The sequence below is a fragment of the Devosia oryziradicis genome (assembly GCF_016698645.1).
Classification (GTDB): Bacteria; Pseudomonadota; Alphaproteobacteria; order Rhizobiales; family Devosiaceae; genus Devosia; species Devosia oryziradicis.
On record NZ_CP068047.1, the window covers coordinates 2828796 to 2845667 of the forward strand.

A 16872-nucleotide genomic window follows, 5' to 3' on the forward strand; every position below is an offset into this window, starting at 1 on the left:
TCCGGAGTAGGCAATGACGTTTCTCCCCACCAAATTCGCACCGACCGCAGTCGTGCTCGCCGCCCTGTGGGGCGCTATGCTGCCCGCCTCCGCCGCTGATCTGCTGACGGGCGATTGGCACGGGTCCTATATCTGCTATCAGGGCCTCACGCGGCTGGCGCTGGTCATCATGCCCGATGGCGATCGATGGACAGGCCGGTTCATGTTCGGGCCCCATGAATCAAACCCGAATGTGCCGTTCGGCTCCTATGATATTACCGTCACGGAGACCGCGGGGGTTTATACGATCATGCCCGGCGATTGGGTTGACCAACCCGATGGATACGCTGCTGTCGGCGGAAGCGGGACATTGTCGGCCGATATGATGACGCTTTCCGGCAAGGTGAATTTCGATGGCTGCGGCGGCTTCGAGGTCACGCGACTTACCCCGCCTCCGGCGATAAGCCGCAAGAAGAAGTAGAAGGCCAGGCGGGGTTCCATGCCCAGCATGGCACCGACTCGCCGCCATGCTGCCGCCTTGCTCGCATGCAACACCCGTTTGTCACCTTCCCCGTTGTCCACAGAGTTCACAGGGGGTGGTGAAGGCTCATTAACCAGCCTCCCGATAGGTCAAGACACGACGCCGAGTCGCGTGGTTAAGAAAGGTTAACGGTTCCCCAGAGGCATCATGGCAGAGATTGCGCGGCTGCACCCGGCCGAAGACAAGTCGTTTCGTCTTGCGCCCCACAACGTGGAGGCCGAACAGGCCCTGCTGGGCGCTATTCTGCTGAATAACGATGCCTTCTACCGGGTGTCGGACTTTCTCGAGCCTGTACACTTCTACGAACCGATCCACAGGGACATCTATGAGCTGGCGGGCAAGATCATCCGCGCCGGCAAGTCGGCCGATCCGACGACGATCAAGACTCATCTGCCCGAGCAACTGTTGCCCGATGTGACCATGGCGCAGTATCTGGCGCGGCTGGCCGCCGAAGCCACCACTGTGCTCAACGCCGCCGACTACGGGCAGGCGATATATGACCTGGCCATTCGCCGCAACCTGATCCTCGTGGGCGAGGAGATGGTGCAGGTCGCCTACGAGTCCGACGTCGAAATGACGCCGAGCAAGCAGATCGAGAAGGTCGAGGGCGAGCTGTTCCAACTGGCTGAGAAGGGCCGTTATGACGGCGGCTTCCAGAATTTCTCGAGCGCCCTCAGCGCCTCCATCCAAATGGCGGGCGAAGCCTATCAGCGCGATGGCGGCCTTTCCGGCGTCGCCACGCTGCTCGACGATCTCGATCGTCAGATGGGCGGCTTGCAGAAGTCGGACTTGATTATCCTGGCCGGTCGACCGGCCATGGGCAAGACATCGCTGGCCACCAACATCGCCTTCAACGTCGCCAAATCCTGGCGGGGCGAGGTGACCCCGGATGGACACAGCAAGACGGTCAATGGCGGAATTGTCGGCTTTTTCAGCCTCGAAATGAGCTCGGAGCAGCTCGCGACAAGAATTCTTGCGGAACAGGCTGAGATTTCTTCGTCCGATATCCGGCGCGGCCGCATCCATGACAGCCAGTTTTCCAAGCTGGTCGACGTGTCCAACATGATGAGCAAGCTGCCGCTCTATATCGACGATACCGGCGGCATCAGCGTTGCCCAGCTGGCGGCGCGCGCCCGTCGCCTCAAGCGGCAGAAGGGCCTCGATTTCCTCGTCATCGACTACCTTCAGCTGCTCTCGGGTTCATCGAAAGCCTCGAGCCAGAACCGTGTGCAGGAACTGACCGAAATCACCACCACGCTCAAGGCACTGGCCAAGGAGCTTGAAGTGCCGATCGTGGCCCTGTCCCAGCTCTCGCGCCAGGTGGAAGCGCGCGACGACAAGCATCCGCAACTGGCAGACTTGCGCGAATCGGGCTCTATCGAGCAGGACGCCGACGTGGTGCTTTTCGTTTATCGCGAAGAGTACTATCTCAAGAACAAGGAACCCAAAGAGGGTACGCCAGAGCACATGACCTGGCAGGGGGAAATGGAAAAGGTGCACGGCAAGGCCGAAGTCATCATCGCCAAGCAGCGCCACGGCCCCACCGGCACCGTGCAGTTGAGCTTTGAGGCGCAGTATACGCGCTTCGGCAATCTAGCACGCGCCGACTACCTCCCTGAACGTATGGAATAGGCATGGCGCTGACGTCTGGGCTCGGGGGGCAACTCAGCATCGATCTTGGGGCTCTGGCCCGGAACTGGCGGGCCCTGGACAAGGTGAGCGCCGGAGCGTTGACGGGCGCTGTGGTCAAGGCCGATGCCTATGGGACGGGCATTACCATGGCCAGCAAGGCGCTGCATGCGGCGGGAGCCCGCTTCTTCTTCGCGGCTACTCCGGATGAAGGCATGGCGGTCCGCGCCGCGGTGCCGGATGCCCATATCTTCGTTCTCAATGGGCTCTATCCCGGCGCGGCCAATCTCTATATCCGCCAGAACCTGATGCCGATCATCTCCTCGATGGCGATGCTGGAGGAATGGCTGGCCAAGTGCGTCGAGCGCAACGAGGCCTACCCCTCTGCCTTCCACTTCGACACCGGCATGAACCGGCTCGGCTTCCGCCTCAACGAAGCGACGCTGGTGCGCGACCGCATCCAGGCGCTCGGCTATGCGCCGCAGATGGTGATGAGCCACCTGGCCTGTGCCGACCAGCCCAGCCACGAAAAGAACCGGACCCAGCTGGCGCTGTTTGGCTCGGTGATGACGCAGTTTCCCGGCATTCCCGCGTCGCTGGCCAATTCGGCTGGCCTGATGACCGGGCGGGACTACCACTTCCAAATGGTGCGTCCCGGCATCGCGCTCTATGGCGGGCGCGCCGTCAGTGGTCGCAAAAACCCGATGGCGCCGGTCGTTACGCTGCACGTTCCTATCGTCCAGGTTAAGGAAGCGCGCACCGGCGAGACGGTGGGTTACGGCGCCACCCATGCGCTGTCGCGCGACAGCCGGCTGGCTATCCTCTCGCATGGCTACGCCGATGGCTTCCTACGCTCGCTCTCGGCCAGCAACACCCGACCCGGCGGGAAGGTTGTCATCCGCGGCAAAGCCTGCCCCGTAGTCGGCCGGGTGTCCATGGACCAGGTCACGGTCGATATCACCGAGTTGGGCCCCGACAATATCCCCAATCCCGGCGAGGGCGCTGAAGTCCTGGGCAACCTGCTCGGCGTCGACGACCTGGCCGATGCCGGCGGCACCATCGGCTACGAAATCCTGACCTCGCTCAAGGGCCGCTACAGCCGCAACTATGTCGGCGACGGCAACCTGCCACCCGGCTAGGTTCGCGCTTTGTTCTTGCGCGAGCCCTGTTGTTGCGATATCCGATGGTAATAGGCCCGTCGCCCATCGGGTAAAGGGGCAGTCCGGCGTGAGGAACAAGCACCGATGACCACCTTCATCGTCCTGCTCCGCGCGATCGGCCCGGTGACCCATAAGATCATGTCGATGGCGCAATGGCGACAGGCCGTGGCGGAGGCTGGCTTCGCCAATCCAGAAACCTATGTCGCCACCGGCAACATGATCGTCGACAGCGAGCTTGGAATCGCGGAAGTGACGCGCCGGATGAACGAAATCGTCATCGAACTTGGCCTGGGTCCGGGCAACACCGCGATTGTCCGGACGGCAGTGCAGATGGAGCGATTGCTGTCGGCGAACCCGCTACCCCAAGCCGTTCAGGCCAAGCCGCAGGCAGTGGCCGTGTACTTCTTCGCCAGAGCACGGCCGGATTTCAGCTGGGTCGAGCACTATGCTGGCAAGGAAACGATCCGTATCGAGGGCACTCACCTGGTGGTGGACTATGTCACCCCGGTATCGTCGTCGCGCCTTCCTGCCATCATCGAAAAGAAATCGGGCACGGTGACGGCCCGCAATTGGAACACGCTCAGGGGCCTCACCACCAGGGCAGCGGCGCGCGAGCTTAGGGAAGACTGACTTGGCCAAATCCAGATCCACCTTTGTCTGCCAGGCGTGCGGCGCGGTGACCATGCAATGGCAGGGGCGCTGCGACGCCTGCGGCGAGTGGAACACCATTGTCGAGGAAATCGCCGACAGCGGCGTCGGCGCCGGGCCGAAATCGGCCAAGGCCAACGGCCGCCCGACCAATCTGGTACCCCTGTCGGGCGAAACCGAGAGTGCCGCGCGCGTGGTGACGGGGCTTTCTGAACTCGACCGGGTGACCGGCGGCGGCTTCGTAAAGGGCTCGGCTCTGCTGGTAGGCGGCGATCCAGGCATCGGCAAGTCGACACTGCTGCTCCAATCGGCTGCCGCGTTGGCCAATCAGGGTAAGCGCGTTGTTTACGTCTCGGGCGAAGAAGCGGTGGCGCAAGTACGCCTGCGGGCGCAGCGGCTGGGCCTGGGCGAGGCAAACGTAATGCTGGCGGCCGAGACCAACGTCGAGATCATCCTCGCTACGCTGGAAAACGGTCCTGCCCCTGACCTGGTCATCATCGATTCCATCCAGACGCTGTGGACCGACCGGGTGGACAGCGCGCCCGGCACGGTAACGCAGGTGCGAACCTCGGCGCAGGCACTGACGCGCTTTGCCAAGAAAAGCGGTGCGGCGGTCGTGTTGGTCGGCCACGTCACCAAGGACGGGCAGATTGCCGGACCGCGCGTGGTCGAGCACATGGTCGACGCCGTGCTCTATTTCGAGGGCGATGCCAGCCACACCTTCCGCATCCTGCGCGGCGTCAAGAACCGCTATGGCGCGACCGACGAGATCGGCGTGTTCGCCATGACCGAACTCGGTCTCGAACAAGTCGCCAATCCCTCGGCCCTGTTCCTCGACCAACGCGACGAAGGCGCGGCCGGTTCGGCTGTGTTTGCCGGCATGGAGGGTACGCGCCCTCTGCTTATCGAAATCCAGGCGCTGGTCGCCCCCTCGCCTCTCGGCACGCCCCGGCGTGCCGTGGTGGGCTGGGACAGTTCGCGCCTCTCCATGGTGTTGGCGGTGCTGGAAACGCGCTGCGGCGTGCGCATCGGCGCCAACGACATCTATCTCAATGTTGCCGGTGGGTTGAAGATCAACGAGCCGGCGGCCGACCTTGCCGTGGCGGCGGCGCTGATTTCCTCGCTGACCAGTTCGCCGCTACCGACCGACGCGGTCTATTTCGGAGAGATTTCGCTGGCAGGCGGAATTCGACCCGTTGCGCATGGTTCGCTACGACTGCGCGAGGCCCAGAAACTGGGGTTCAAGTCCGTCTCGACCGGTCGGCTCGGCACGGCGGATCGTGCGTCGGGGCTCGAAGTGTCCGAATTCAATGCGCTGTCCGAGTTGGTCGGACGGATCGCGGCCAATGGCAAGCCGCGCGAGCCCGCCCGCGACGAGTGGTAGGCTAGGCCTCCGCCGGCTGGCGCAATATCTTGGCCATCGGGCGGCCCTTCGCCAACTCGTCAACGAGCTTGTCGAGATAGCGGATTTCCTTCAACAGCGGCTCGTCGATCTCGGCGAGCTTCACCCCGCAGACCGATCCGGTGATGAGTTCGCGCGCGGGGTTGAGGCGGGCCTCGGCGAAGAAGGTCTCGAACGTGGTCTTGTTGGCCAGTTCGCGATCGAGTGATTCCTGCGTGTGGCCGGTGAGCCAGCGGATCACCTCATCGACCTCGGCCTTGCTGCGCCCCTTCCTCTCTACCTTCTCCACATAGAGCCGATAGACGCTGGCCACACTCATGGCATAAAGGCGCTGATTGTTCTTGCTGTTCATGGCGCCAGCATAGCCGGCCCCTGCCCGTCCTACCAGCCGTAGCCGGGCAGTTCCCAGGTCTGGCCAGATTGGTCGGGGCGCAGCCGCTGCGCGCGCTCGGACAGGAGGAGCAGCATCGGAAGGCCCTCCTGCGCGTCGCGATCTTCGCCGAACCCCTTGGTAGCATGCAGGTTCGGCGCCGCGACCCAGCCGTGGCGGGCGTAGAAATCGGCATTGTCAGGGTCACAAAACAGGATGGCGATATCGGCATCGGCATCATCCCGGATGCGCCCAGTGGCCGCCGCGGTGACGGTCGCGCCGAAGCCGCGCTGGCGGAAGGCGGGGTATGTAAAGACGTCGCCCAGGCAGTAAAGCCGCCAGGTCTGCCCGCCATGTTCGAACGGCACCCAGATGACCCGGGCATGGCTGAACAGAGCATGCCTTTCTGCCATGACGATATGGGTCGGATGGCGTTCGTGCGGCACCAGCGGACCGTCGAGATTGTATTGGTACTCATCATGCCAATGCAGCCGAATGAACGAACGAATCTGGTGCTCGTGCGCTTCGGGCAGGTTTGAATCGGTGAAGATGCTGAGCTGTGCCATGCGCTGAGCCTGGGGCATTTTTGCCGAAAATGGGAAGCGGATTGTTGCGCCGTTGCCGATTCCGTGAACATCGCGCAGTGAGAAGCCCGCACCGCTTGGCTTTGCCAGCAGAAGCGGCTAAACGGGGGCAGAACTTGCATTGGGCGGGCCCAGATCCATGTTGACCGCATTCGACGTCGGCGTCGGCGTTCTTGTCTTGATTTCGGCGATCCTCGCCACGGCCCGCGGCTTGACCCGCGAAGTCCTGTCGCTGGCAACCTGGGCCGGCTCGGCCGCTATCGCCATCTACATGTGGCAGTATCATCCCGAGATCGCCCGGCAGTATATTGCCGAGCAGATCGTGGCCGACATTGCGACCGTCGTGGTGACCTTCATCGTGGCGCTGATCGTCTTGCACTTGTTGACCATGCGCATCGCTGATTTCGTGGTCGACAGCCGCGTTGGGCCGATCGACCGGACATTGGGCTTCGTGTTCGGCGTACTGCGCGGCATCCTGATTGCCATCGTCATCACGATTTTCGGCACCTGGCTGCTGCCCAACAACCTGCCAAGCTGGGCGGCGGAATCGCAATCCCTGCCCCATCTGCAGAATATGGGCCAGACGCTGATTTCGCTCCTGCCGGAGGGGCTGGAAGAGCAGGTCACCGACATGCTCAAGGGCGGTACCGGCCTCACCGAAGATGCCGAATCCCCCGCCGCGGTGGACGAAGGCACGGACGCCAATGAGGATGGCACGGTGGAGGCGCCGGCGGCCACCACCCCGCCCGCTGCCGTACCCGCAACGCAGACCTGATCATAATGTGGTGAGCGCGACGCGCTCGCCACAACCCTGACCGCCTCGTGAGGCATTGGTCTGGAACCTTGAAATGGGCTATGGGGAAGAACCAACTTACCTTTTGGCCCTGTCGCCATTGGCGGCACGACATTTGTGAGGCGTTTGTCCACTTCCGGCGAAGCGCCCGAGCCTGCGGTTGAGGCAGCATTGCATGGAGAGCCCGGTGAACCATCCGAGCGATGACAGTTTCTTGGACGAGCTTGAAGGCGACACGCTGCATGAAGAGTGCGGCGTGTTTGGCATTTTGGGGCATAGCGATGCCTCGACGCTGACGGCACTGGGGCTGCATGCCCTCCAGCATCGCGGCCAGGAGGCTGCCGGCATCGTCAGCTTCGACGGCCGCCAGTTCTTCACCGAGAAGCGCATGGGCCTGGTCGGCGACCACTATACGGACCCCGCCCTGCTCGCCAAGCTGCCAGGCTCCATCGCCATCGGCCACACGCGCTACTCGACGACTGGCGAAGTCGCGCTACGCAACGTTCAGCCGCTTTTTGCCGAGCTCGAGGACGGCGGCATTGCCATCGCACACAATGGCAATTTCACCAATGGCTTGACGCTGCGCCGGCAGATCATCGCCACCGGCGCCATCTGCCAGTCCACATCGGACACCGAAGTCGTACTGCATCTGGTGGCGCGCTCGCGCCACAGCTCTACCACCGACCGCTTCATCGATGCCATCCGGCAGATGGAGGGCGGCTATGCCATGCTGGCGATGACCCGCACCAAGCTGATCGCAGCGCGTGACCCCATCGGCATCCGTCCGCTGGTGATGGGCGAGCTCGACGGCAAGCCGATCTTCTGCTCGGAGACCTGCGCGCTCGACATGATCGGCGCAAAATACATCCGCGACGTCGAGAATGGTGAAGTCGTGGTCTGCGAGTTGCAGCCCGATGGCTCGATCACGATCGAAGCCCGCAAGCCGGCGCGGCCGCAGCCGGAACGGCCGTGCCTGTTCGAATATGTCTATTTCGCCCGCCCCGACTCCGTCGTGGCCGGCCGCAGCGTTTACTCGGCCCGCAAGCGCATGGGCATGAATCTGGCTAAGGAAGCGCCGGTCGAGGCCGACGTGGTGGTGCCGGTGCCCGATGGTGGTACGCCCGCGGCTATCGGCTTCGCACAGGCCAGCGGCATCCCATTCGAGCTGGGCATCATCCGCAACCACTATGTGGGCCGCACCTTCATCGAGCCGACGCAGTCGATCCGCGCCTTCGGCGTCAAGCTCAAGCACTCGGCCAACCGCGCCGAGATCGCGGGCAAGCGCGTGGTGCTGATCGACGACTCCATCGTTCGTGGCACGACCTCGGTCAAGATCGTGCAGATGATGCGCGATGCCGGCGCCACCGAGGTCCATATCCGCGTCGCCAGCCCGATGATCTACTATTCGGACTATTATGGCATCGACACGCCGGATCCGGAAAAGCTGCTGGCCAACCAGCATGACAGCCTGGAATCCATGTGCAAGTTCATCGGCGCGGACTCGCTGGAATTCCTGTCGATCGACGGCCTCTATGACGCAGTGGGCGGCGAGAAGCGCAATCCGCAATCGCCGCAGTTCACCGACCACTACTTTACGGGCGACTATCCGACGCAGTTGACCGACCTGAGTGGTCGGGTCAAAAACGAGCCCAAACAGATCTCCCTGCTCAAAGAGGCCGGTTAATGGCTGGAACACAGGATCGAACCGGCCAGGATCTGGCTGGCAAGGTCATCCTCGTTACCGGCGCCTCACGGGGCATCGGCTATGCCGCCGCCATCGAAGCAGCCCGGCGCGGCGCCCATGTAGTGGCCGTGGCCCGCACGGTGGGTGGGCTCGAGGAGCTCGATGACGAAATCCAGGATCTGGGATCTTCGACTACGCTGGTGCCGCTCGACCTGCGGGATGGCGACGCCATCGACCGGCTCGGCGCGGCCATCTTCGAGCGCTGGGGTGCGCTGGACGGGCTGATTGCCAATGCGGGCCAGCTCGGCGTGCTGAGCCCCCTGCCTCATGTGAAGCCCGAGGATTTCGAGAAGGTGATGGCGGTCAACGTCACCGCCAATTATCGCCTGCTGCGGGCGACGGACCTGTTGCTGCGCCAGTCGGCAGCGGGTCGCGCAGTCTTCGTGTCGTCTTCCTCTGCCCGCTCGGCTAGGCCGTTCTGGGGCCTCTATGCAGCCAGCAAGGCGGCGGTCGACGCCATGGCCAAGTCCTATGCCGGCGAAGTGGCGCAGACCAAGGTCAAGGTCAACGTGTTCTACCCGGGCGCCGTACGGACCGCGATGCGCGCCAAGGCCATGCCGGGCGAAAATCCCGACACGCTGCCCAAGCCAGGCGACATCGCGCCAAAGCTTGTCGACCTGCTGAGCCCGTCGCTGAAGGAAAGCGGCAAGGTGTTCAATACCGAAACGGGCGCCTTCGAGGAGATCTGATGGTCGAGCTGCGCCCCTATCGCGCTGGGGATCTCGACGCGCTCTACCAGATTTGCCTGCTTACCGGCGCTTCGGGCGAGGATGCGAGCGCGCTGCACAATGACGGGCAACTGCTTGGCCATATCTACTCCGCACCCTATGGCGTGCTTGAGCCCGACAACGTTTTTGTCGCCGAAGATGGAGACGGTGTCGCCGGTTACGTGGTGGGCACGCATGACACCAACGCATTCGCGGCAAAGCTGGAACGCGACTGGTGGCCGGCATTACGGGAGCGCTATGACATGGTGCCTCAATCCGAGCTGACGCCGGCGGACCGAGAGCGCATCGCCCTCATCCGCGAGCCGAGCGAGAACCCGCCCGATATCGTGGCGCAGTATCCCGCTCACATTCACATGAATCTGTTGCCCCGGCTGCGTGGGCAGCGGGTGGGCAGCGGGCTGCTGGAGCTTTGGGTCGCCCGGGCTAAGCATGCAGGTGTTGCCGGCATTCACCTGGGCGCGAGCCCGACGAACAAGGGCGGCATCGCCTTCTGGAGCAAGAACTTCACGCCGCTGCGCACCGAGGGTGCCGTCTGGTTCGGGATGACGCTGTAGTCTAGAGGCTAACCTCCCGGCCTCGGGTGAGGCCAAGAGGGTGCACCTTGGCGGCGGCGCCGTTACTGCAACTGCGTCATCAGCACTTTGTCGATGCGACGGCCGTCGAGGTCCAGCACTTCGAACTTCCAGCCATTGTGCTCAAAGGTCTCTCCCACCGTCGGCAGGTGGTTGATGATGGAGAGCACGTAGCCGGCCACCGTCTCGTATTTGGCGTCGCGTGGAATGGCGATCTTGAGCTTGTCGCCGAACTCATCCACGGGCATCCAGCCCGCTACCAGATAGGAACCGTCATCGCGCTTGACGATTGCCGGATCATCTCCGGTCTCTTCCTGGAACACGCCGGTGATGACTTCGAGGATATCGCCGGAGGTCACGATGCCCTCGAAGTGACCGTATTCGTCCACCACTAGGGCCATGTGTACGGTGGAGTTACGGATAGCCCGCACGACGTCGAGCGCATCGGCGTGTTCCATGACAACGGGCACCGGTTGGACGAAACGGCGAATGTCGAGCGGCAGGCCGTTGGCGAAGACGCCGATAATGTCCTTGATGGCGACCACGCCGATGATGGAGTCGGCGTCGCCGTCCTGCACCAGCAGGCGCGACCGGTGGGTACTCAGGATCGTGCGACGGATTTCGTCGCTCTCGTCGCTGAGGTCGACCACGTCAACATCGAGGCGCGGGGTCATCAAACCGCGTGCCGACCGGTCTGCCAGGCGCATCACACCCGAAATCATCGAGTGCTCGTCGCTTTCGATCACGCCTGCCGTGGTGGCCTCGGCGATGATGGTCTTGACCTCTTCTTCGGTGACCTTTTCCTCGGCCTCGCCACCCTGGCCCAGCAGGCTCAGGACCAGCTTGCCGGAAATGTCGAGGATCCAGACCAGTGGCGAGCCGATTGCGGCAAGCAGCTTCATCGACGGGGCGACGCGCGCCGCAACGCCCTCGGCGTCCCGCAGCGCGATCTGCTTGGGCACCAATTCGCCAATGATCAGCGAGATATAGGTGATCAGGACAACGACCACGCCGACGCCCAACACATCGGCGACGCTGCGGGAAACGCCAACCGATTCGAGCCAGACCGTCAGGCGCAGGCCAAGCGTGGCGCCGGAAAACGCACCGGAGAGGATGCCGACCAGCGTTATGCCAATCTGCACGGAGGAGAGAAACTTGCCAGGATCCTCGGCAAGCTGGATAGCGGTCGCCGCGCCATTGTTGCCCTGCTCCGCCATGGCGCGCAGGCGAGCCGGACGAGCGGAAACCACTGCCAGCTCCGACATCGCCAACAGGCCGTTGACGATGGTGAGGACGACGACGATCAATATTTCTACGAACAATGTCTTTTCATTGGAATGCGGCCCCGCACTCAGCATCGGGTCGCTTAAGCCGGGTGAATATAAGAGCAAACCAACCGGTTGCACCATGGGCGCGGAAAATATGTCGCGACCCCCACCGTGCCCGCGCGTTGAAGGCGAGCCAGAGGACGATCCATGTCACTTATCGACAAACTGCTTATTCTCGCCATCGCCTTCCAGGTCCTTCTGACATTCGGCATCCTTGTCTGGATGGGCATTGAACGGGTGCCGCGCGTGGCGCGGGGCGAGATCGCCGTCAAGGACGTTGCGGTGGATCGCGACGCCTATCCGCTCAGGGCAAGGTTGTTGTCCAACAGCTTCGACAACCAGTTCCAGCTCCCGGTATTGTTCTATGTTTCCGCTTTGCTGGCGCTTTGGAGCGGTGGTGCTGGATGGGTCGAGCTGGTTCTGGCCTGGCTGTTCGTGGCCTTGCGATATGTCCATGCGGCGATCCACGTCACCACCAACCGGGTGTATCGCCGCTTTGCCGTCTATACCGCGGGCCTTGTGGTGCTGGCGCTTCTGTGGCTATGGCTCGTGCTCAGACTTGTTGTTCTAGCTCCGAGTATGTGAATGCGCCTGCCCGGCCGCCTGTCCGCCGCCATTGCCGTGCTTGACGACATCGAGACGCGCAAGCGCCCCGTGTCGGAGGCCCTCAAGGCCTGGGGTCTCAATAACCGCTTTGCGGGGGCTGGCGATCGCGCTGCCATCGGCAACCTTGTCTATGACGCGCTGCGCCGCCGGGCGTCGCATGCCGCGCTTATGGGCAGCGATAGCCCCAGGGCTTTGGTGCTCGCGGTCGCCGTGCGCGACTGGCAAGAGGACCCGGCCGCACTCAACGAAAGCTTCGCCGCCGATAGCCATGCGCCCGATCCGCTGAGCGAGGACGAGATCGCGCGCGTGACCGGCCAGTTGAACGACGATACGCCGGGCTGGGTGCTGGCAGACGTACCGGAATGGCTCGCACCGTCACTGCAGCGCGGCTTTGGCGACAACTGGATCGCCGAGGGCCAGGACATGGCGGGCCGTCCATCGCTGGACCTCCGAGTCAATACGCTCAAGTCGACGCGCGACCGGGTGATGAAGGCGCTGGCCCGGTTCGCGCCGGCCGAAACCGCCGTCTCGCCGCTGGGTGTCACCATGCCGGCAGGGCTGCGCGACGCGCGGACGCCCAACGTCACTACCGACGAGGGCTACCTCAAGGGCTGGTTCGAGGTGCAGGACCACGGCAGCCAGATCGTGGCGGCACTGGCTGGCGCCAGGCCCGGTGAACAAGTGCTGGACCTCTGCGCCGGAGCCGGCGGCAAGACCCTGGCACTGGCGGCGGCGATGATGAACAAGGGCCAGATCTTCGCCTATGACAGCGACCGCAATCGCCTGGCGCCGATCTATGACCGGTTGAAACGCAATGGGGCCCGCAACGTGCAGGTTCGCGCCCCGCAGCCGGGCGCGCTGGATGACCTGGTGGGCAAGATGGACCGGGTGGTGATCGACGCGCCCTGCACCGGCACCGGCACCTGGCGACGTCGGCCGGACACGAAGTGGAAGCTGAGTCCCGACCTCCTGGCCCAGCGAATGACAGAGCAGGCCGCAATTCTGCAGGAAGGACAGCGCTTCCTGAAGCCGGGTGGCACGCTGGTCTACATCACCTGCTCGATCCTGCCCGAGGAGAACGACGACCAGGTCGCGGCCTTCATCGCCGACCATCCGGGCTTCGCTTCGATTCCAGCCGATGCGTTGTGGCAGGGCGCTTTCGCGACCGAACTGCCCGACGATCTTGAAACTGCCCATGGCGGCGTTGCGCTGACGCCGCGGTTGACCGGTACCGACGGGTTCTACTTCAACGCCCTGAGAAAACCGGCATGACGCTCGCACCGGATAATCAGGAGAGTGGCGTCCCGCTCTGGGCCTTTGTTGCCGGGGCGACGGCATTGGTTGCGGCAGCGTTTGCGTCTGTCTGGTTCATGTTCCCTGCGCCTGACACGCGACATGATCTGGTTTCCCCGTCGGGCACCGCGCGGATCGAGTTGGGAGAGCTCTGTGGCGGGTCCGGTTGCGACCGCGTTGCTATCCTCGATGTGCAAGGCGTCCGCACGGGCTGCCCCCTGGCGCTGGAAAGCCGCAAGCCACTATTCGCCGACGTCAAGGCCGCCTGGTCGGAAGACGAATCCGACGTCGTGGTGGACTATGTGGCAGCCGACGGCCAGACCGGCTCGCTGACCATAGCGCGTGGGGACTGCACGATCACCGAATAGGTGAAACTCATCGGAGCGCTGCCACGTTCACATGGGAATAGCATCCCAATCTGCGTGAATCCCATGACCGTTCCTTCCCTGGCAGACTACAAGACCCCTCGCCCCTGGCTGACGCTGGGCATATTCCTCGTCGTGGTAATCGGCGTCGGCGCCCTGATCGGTACGCAATCGGTGCCTGGCGCTTGGTACGAAAGCCTCGAAAAGCCGCCATTCAATCCGCCGAACTGGATCTTCGGGCCGGTCTGGTTCACGCTTTACGTGACGATTGCCGTGGCCGGCTGGCGCATCTGGATGGTGGATCCGCGCAGCGACGCCATGAAGGTCTGGTTCGCCCAGATGGCCTTCAACTGGGCTTGGTCACCGATCTGGTTCCTGGGTCAGATGCTGTGGCCGGCCTTCGCCGTGATTGTTGCCATTCTGGCGCTGATCGTCGCCTTTATCGTCGTTGCCCGGAAATACGATGCCATCGCTTCGTGGTTGTTCGTGCCGTATCTGGCATGGGTGAGCTTCGCGTCGCTGTTGAACCTGTCCATCGCCATCCTCAACTAGGCCAGCGCGGGCGCGACCCTTCTTCTATCTTCCAGCCCGCGGGCCCAACGCACAGCCGGCTGCTCCAGAAGGTGAAAGCTCAGCGTCGCGATCGCGACGCTGAGAGCAATCGCAGCGGCGCTCGACCACAACCAGATCGTCCAGCCGCCCTCATCGCCGGTTTTGAAGCTGGGCGGCAGCAGCCGCGCCATCAATCCGATGACAAGGAAGTGCCAGATATAGATGCCGAACGAAATCTGGGCGACGTAGCGCGCGACCCGGTTGTCGACAATCCTGCCGGCCATGATGGATGAAGGCAGGGCGACCAGTGCCAAGCCGGTGGCCAGGGGCATCCACGGGTAGCCATAGGGGATGCCGAGACATCCGAAGCCCTCGGTGAGGCCGCCCATGTGGGCGGCAATCAGCCATGCAATGGCACAGATGGCCGCGAGGCCAAGAAGGTCGAACACCCAGTGTCGCAGACCCGCTACCCTGACCTGGACCCCGGCTGCCAGGGCCCCGAGGGCAAAAATGGCGAAGAAGCCAATTGGGTTGAAGCGCGGCATCCAGGCCTTGGCACCACCGACCAGGCCATGCTCCCACCCACGCTCCACCTCGTCGATTGGCGCCCACTGCACCACGAGCCAGTGCATCAGCAAGATAGCCGCGATGACGCAGAGCCAGGCAAATCGAGCCGGCCAGCCCCGCACTTGGAAGGCGAAAAGCAGGGCCAAGCAGCATGGCAGCAGCAGGTAGGACGTGACTTCGAAGCCGATCGACCAGAGCGGTCCGTTATTGTCGACGGGGAATAAGGTCAGCCAGTGCCAATCGCTGACCAGGAAGAAGCCGGCGAAGAACCGAGTGATATGCTCGCCATCGAGCGGCGATCCGCTGATGGTGATGCTGAAGACGAGGCTTACCACCAGCGCAAGCCAGAAGCCGGGCAGAATACGCGCTGCACGACGCAGCGCGTAGATGCGCAGCGAAGGCATCGGTTCGCTCCGGTCCAGCGCTACCCAGAAAGGGCGCGCCAGCAGAAATCCGCTGAGCACGAAGAAGATGGAGACGCCGAAGCTGCCCATGACCAGGAACTGCATGAGTGGTTCGGCCGCGGCCGGTACATTGCGCATGTCCATGCGGAAGGCCAGGTGGTGCAGCAGCACCATCAAGCAGGCGGCGGCGCGCAGGAAATCTGCGCCAAGCAGTCGCTGTTGAGTCAATGAGAAATCCTGTTGCGGTTTGCTGCGCAAACGGCGGCGGCAAGCTGTTCGTTGCGGTCAGGCAGGCATGCGCTGGCTGGTTGGCCGACGCTGCTCGAGCGTGCGCGCCCAATTGATGACGGGCAGTTCCAGCCACCGCCACGAGAGCGAGGCAATCACCAGGGTGATAACCGTTATCACCAGGCTGGCGATCAGAAATTTTATGGGATCGGCCATGGTGCCATGCGCCATCTCGGGTGCCCAATAGAGCCGCACCAGTTCCAGCACAAGGTAGTGCCAGACGTAGATGCCAAACGAAATGCGCGCGAGCCAGGCAATCAACGGGTTGTCGAGAATCCGGCCCACGACCAGGCTTGACGGTGCAGCGGCCAAGGCCAGGCCAAGCACCAGATGGAAGCCCGGGAACTGGTAGGGTACGCGCAGCACGCCATAAAATTCGCCGCCGCCCCGCAGCCCCAGGAACCATACGGTCGCGCCGGTGAGGACCAAGGCCACGACTGCCACGATGTCAAACACCACCGACCGGGCGCGGGCGAGGCTCACCTGCACCCCCGCGGCGAGGGCGCCGGTGGCGAACATGGCAAAAAACCCGAACGGGTTGAACCATGGCATCCAGGTCTTGGCGCCACCCTGCAGGCCGTAGTTCCACCCCTTGTTGAAGGGGTCGACTTCTACATTGGTGTAGAACAGCCAATGGGCAAACACGGCAACGCCGATGACGCCCAGCCAGGCCACGCGTCCCGGCCAGAAACGCAAGCGGCCCTGCCCCAATGCAAACAAGGCAAGAAAGCCCAGCGGCAGCATGACATAGGAACTGACCTCGAAGCCGATGGACCAGAGCGGACCGTTGATCTCGACCGGAAACAGCGTCGTCCAGTGCCAATCACTGACCAGCAGCAGTCCGGCGGCGTAGCGCAGCCACAGCCAGCCATCGAGCGCGAAGCCGAACACCGTAAAACTCAGGATGAAGGTAACCGTGAGCGCGAGCCAGAACCCAGGCACGATGCGGGCTGCCCGGCGCATGGCATAGACGCGAAGGGAAGGCAGGGGCGCGCCCGCGTCGAGTGCCTGCCAGAACGGCCGGGCCAGGAGAAAACCGCTCAGCACGAAGAACATGCCGACGCCAAACCCCCCCGCGCTGTTGAATACCTGGGCGAATGGATTGGCACCAAGGGCGCTGCGGGAATCGATGCGCTGGGCGAGATGATGAAACAGCACGACGAAGCAGGCGCTGGCGCGGACAAAATCGGCCCCGTAAAGGCGATCGTGGCTAGGTGTCATACTATCCTCCCGGTGGGCCATTCAGCACCTGTCCGCAATCGATACAGGTGCCATCCCCAAAAGCGAACCGCAAGCCAAGATGCTTGCCGGAGGAGAGT

The 16872-nt window shown here is 63.3% G+C and carries 18 protein-coding genes; 13 read left to right on the top strand and 5 right to left on the bottom strand.

The genetic code is table 11. The annotated features are described in order from the left end of the window. The first annotated feature begins 13 nt into the window (after positions 1-13). The 5 genes from JI749_RS14170 (at position 14) to radA (ending at position 5341) form a co-directional block, all read left to right on the top strand. A complete protein-coding gene (locus tag JI749_RS14170; protein ID WP_201655193.1) occupies positions 14-460 on the top strand; it encodes a hypothetical protein in 447 nt (148 codons plus the stop codon). A 207-nt stretch (positions 461-667) separates the two neighbouring features. Next, positions 668-2152 carry a replicative DNA helicase gene (locus JI749_RS14175; protein WP_201655196.1) on the top strand — a complete coding sequence of 495 codons (1485 nt, stop codon included), beginning with the start codon at positions 668-670 and terminating at the stop codon, positions 2150-2152. A 2-nt stretch (positions 2153-2154) separates the two neighbouring features. Then, complete coding sequence (gene alr / locus JI749_RS14180) at positions 2155-3288, top strand: alanine racemase (protein ID WP_201655199.1); 1134 nt, start codon at positions 2155-2157, stop codon at positions 3286-3288. A 105-nt stretch (positions 3289-3393) separates the two neighbouring features. Next, complete coding sequence (locus JI749_RS14185; RefSeq protein ID WP_201655202.1) at positions 3394-3939, top strand: DUF1697 domain-containing protein; 546 nt, start codon at positions 3394-3396, stop codon at positions 3937-3939. Between the two features lies 1 nt (position 3940). Further along, positions 3941-5341 carry a DNA repair protein RadA gene (gene radA, locus JI749_RS14190; RefSeq protein WP_201655205.1) on the top strand — a complete coding sequence of 467 codons (1401 nt, stop codon included), beginning with the start codon at positions 3941-3943 and terminating at the stop codon, positions 5339-5341. A gap of 1 nt (position 5342) precedes the next feature. Here radA and JI749_RS14195 read toward each other — a convergent pair whose 3' ends face one another. Together JI749_RS14195 and JI749_RS14200 are read right to left on the bottom strand one after the other, a co-directional pair. After that, positions 5343-5711 (bottom strand): DUF2200 domain-containing protein, encoded by a 369-nt coding sequence (locus JI749_RS14195; protein WP_233280769.1) that lies wholly within the window; start codon positions 5709-5711, stop codon positions 5343-5345. A 29-nt stretch (positions 5712-5740) separates the two neighbouring features. Beyond that, the gene (locus JI749_RS14200; protein WP_201655208.1) at positions 5741-6295 is read right to left on the bottom strand and encodes a GNAT family N-acetyltransferase; all 555 of its coding nucleotides are present in this window, start codon (positions 6293-6295) and stop codon (positions 5741-5743) included. 157 nt (positions 6296-6452) lie between these two features. Between JI749_RS14200 and JI749_RS14205 the strand changes: the two genes are divergently transcribed. From JI749_RS14205 to JI749_RS14220, 4 genes are all read left to right on the top strand, one after another. Then, positions 6453-7088 carry a CvpA family protein gene (locus JI749_RS14205; RefSeq protein ID WP_201655211.1) on the top strand — a complete coding sequence of 212 codons (636 nt, stop codon included), beginning with the start codon at positions 6453-6455 and terminating at the stop codon, positions 7086-7088. A gap of 205 nt (positions 7089-7293) precedes the next feature. Then, positions 7294-8790, top strand: a complete 1497-nt coding sequence (gene purF, locus JI749_RS14210; RefSeq protein WP_407644883.1) for an amidophosphoribosyltransferase — start codon at positions 7294-7296, stop codon at positions 8788-8790. Further along, positions 8790-9539: an SDR family NAD(P)-dependent oxidoreductase gene (locus tag JI749_RS14215; RefSeq protein ID WP_201655215.1), complete on the top strand. Its 750-nt coding sequence runs from the start codon at positions 8790-8792 to the stop codon at positions 9537-9539. The genes purF and JI749_RS14215 overlap by 1 nt, the downstream gene beginning before the upstream one ends. After that, positions 9539-10132, top strand: coding sequence for a GNAT family N-acetyltransferase (locus JI749_RS14220; RefSeq protein WP_201655218.1), 594 nt, complete (start codon positions 9539-9541; stop codon positions 10130-10132). The genes JI749_RS14215 and JI749_RS14220 overlap by 1 nt, the downstream gene beginning before the upstream one ends. Before the next feature lie 62 nt (positions 10133-10194). Here the strand turns inward: JI749_RS14220 and JI749_RS14225 are convergent, their stop codons facing one another. Continuing rightward, positions 10195-11457, bottom strand: coding sequence for a hemolysin family protein (locus tag JI749_RS14225; RefSeq protein WP_201662865.1), 1263 nt, complete (start codon positions 11455-11457; stop codon positions 10195-10197). Positions 11458-11625: 168 nt separating this feature from the next. On the opposite strand from JI749_RS14225, the gene JI749_RS14230 reads away from it, so the two are divergent. From JI749_RS14230 to JI749_RS14245, 4 genes are all read left to right on the top strand, one after another. Then, positions 11626-12063 (top strand): MAPEG family protein, encoded by a 438-nt coding sequence (locus tag JI749_RS14230; RefSeq protein WP_201655221.1) that lies wholly within the window; start codon positions 11626-11628, stop codon positions 12061-12063. Next, positions 12064-13356, top strand: coding sequence for an RsmB/NOP family class I SAM-dependent RNA methyltransferase (locus JI749_RS14235; RefSeq protein WP_201655224.1), 1293 nt, complete (start codon positions 12064-12066; stop codon positions 13354-13356). Then, positions 13353-13745: a hypothetical protein gene (locus tag JI749_RS14240; RefSeq protein WP_201655226.1), complete on the top strand. Its 393-nt coding sequence runs from the start codon at positions 13353-13355 to the stop codon at positions 13743-13745. The genes JI749_RS14235 and JI749_RS14240 overlap by 4 nt, the downstream gene beginning before the upstream one ends. Before the next feature lie 63 nt (positions 13746-13808). Further along, on the top strand, positions 13809-14294 hold the full coding sequence (locus tag JI749_RS14245) for a TspO/MBR family protein (RefSeq protein WP_201655229.1): 486 nt from the start codon (positions 13809-13811) through the stop codon (positions 14292-14294). On the opposite strand, the gene JI749_RS14250 is transcribed toward JI749_RS14245, so the two are convergent. Continuing rightward, entirely contained in the window at positions 14291-15493 is a 1203-nt protein-coding gene (locus JI749_RS14250; RefSeq protein WP_267911648.1) for an acyltransferase family protein, read from the bottom strand. The genes JI749_RS14245 and JI749_RS14250 overlap by 4 nt on opposite strands. Positions 15494-15550: 57 nt before the next feature. Continuing rightward, positions 15551-16774: an acyltransferase family protein gene (locus tag JI749_RS14255; RefSeq protein WP_201655232.1), complete on the bottom strand. Its 1224-nt coding sequence runs from the start codon at positions 16772-16774 to the stop codon at positions 15551-15553. Positions 16775-16872 lie beyond the last annotated feature (98 nt).

Excerpts from the sequence above, each read along its gene's own strand:
- JI749_RS14195 (WP_233280769.1), bottom strand. The coding sequence starts at position 5,711 with ATGAACAGCAAGAACAATCAGCGCCTTTATGCCATGAGTGTGGCCAGC.
- JI749_RS14205 (WP_201655211.1), top strand. The coding sequence starts at position 6,453 with ATGTTGACCGCATTCGACGTCGGCGTCGGCGTTCTTGTCTTGATTTCG.
- JI749_RS14200 (WP_201655208.1), bottom strand. The coding sequence starts at position 6,295 with ATGGCACAGCTCAGCATCTTCACCGATTCAAACCTGCCCGAAGCGCAC.
- JI749_RS14220 (WP_201655218.1), top strand. The coding sequence starts at position 9,539 with ATGGTCGAGCTGCGCCCCTATCGCGCTGGGGATCTCGACGCGCTCTAC.
- JI749_RS14185 (WP_201655202.1), top strand. The coding sequence starts at position 3,394 with ATGACCACCTTCATCGTCCTGCTCCGCGCGATCGGCCCGGTGACCCAT.
- JI749_RS14245 (WP_201655229.1), top strand. The coding sequence starts at position 13,809 with ATGACCGTTCCTTCCCTGGCAGACTACAAGACCCCTCGCCCCTGGCTG.
- JI749_RS14215 (WP_201655215.1), top strand. The coding sequence starts at position 8,790 with ATGGCTGGAACACAGGATCGAACCGGCCAGGATCTGGCTGGCAAGGTC.
- JI749_RS14255 (WP_201655232.1), bottom strand. The coding sequence starts at position 16,774 with ATGACACCTAGCCACGATCGCCTTTACGGGGCCGATTTTGTCCGCGCC.
- JI749_RS14175 (WP_201655196.1), top strand. The coding sequence starts at position 668 with ATGGCAGAGATTGCGCGGCTGCACCCGGCCGAAGACAAGTCGTTTCGT.
- JI749_RS14170 (WP_201655193.1), top strand. The coding sequence starts at position 14 with ATGACGTTTCTCCCCACCAAATTCGCACCGACCGCAGTCGTGCTCGCC.
- alr (WP_201655199.1), top strand. The coding sequence starts at position 2,155 with ATGGCGCTGACGTCTGGGCTCGGGGGGCAACTCAGCATCGATCTTGGG.
- JI749_RS14235 (WP_201655224.1), top strand. The coding sequence starts at position 12,064 with ATGCGCCTGCCCGGCCGCCTGTCCGCCGCCATTGCCGTGCTTGACGAC.
- JI749_RS14230 (WP_201655221.1), top strand. The coding sequence starts at position 11,626 with ATGTCACTTATCGACAAACTGCTTATTCTCGCCATCGCCTTCCAGGTC.
- JI749_RS14240 (WP_201655226.1), top strand. The coding sequence starts at position 13,353 with ATGACGCTCGCACCGGATAATCAGGAGAGTGGCGTCCCGCTCTGGGCC.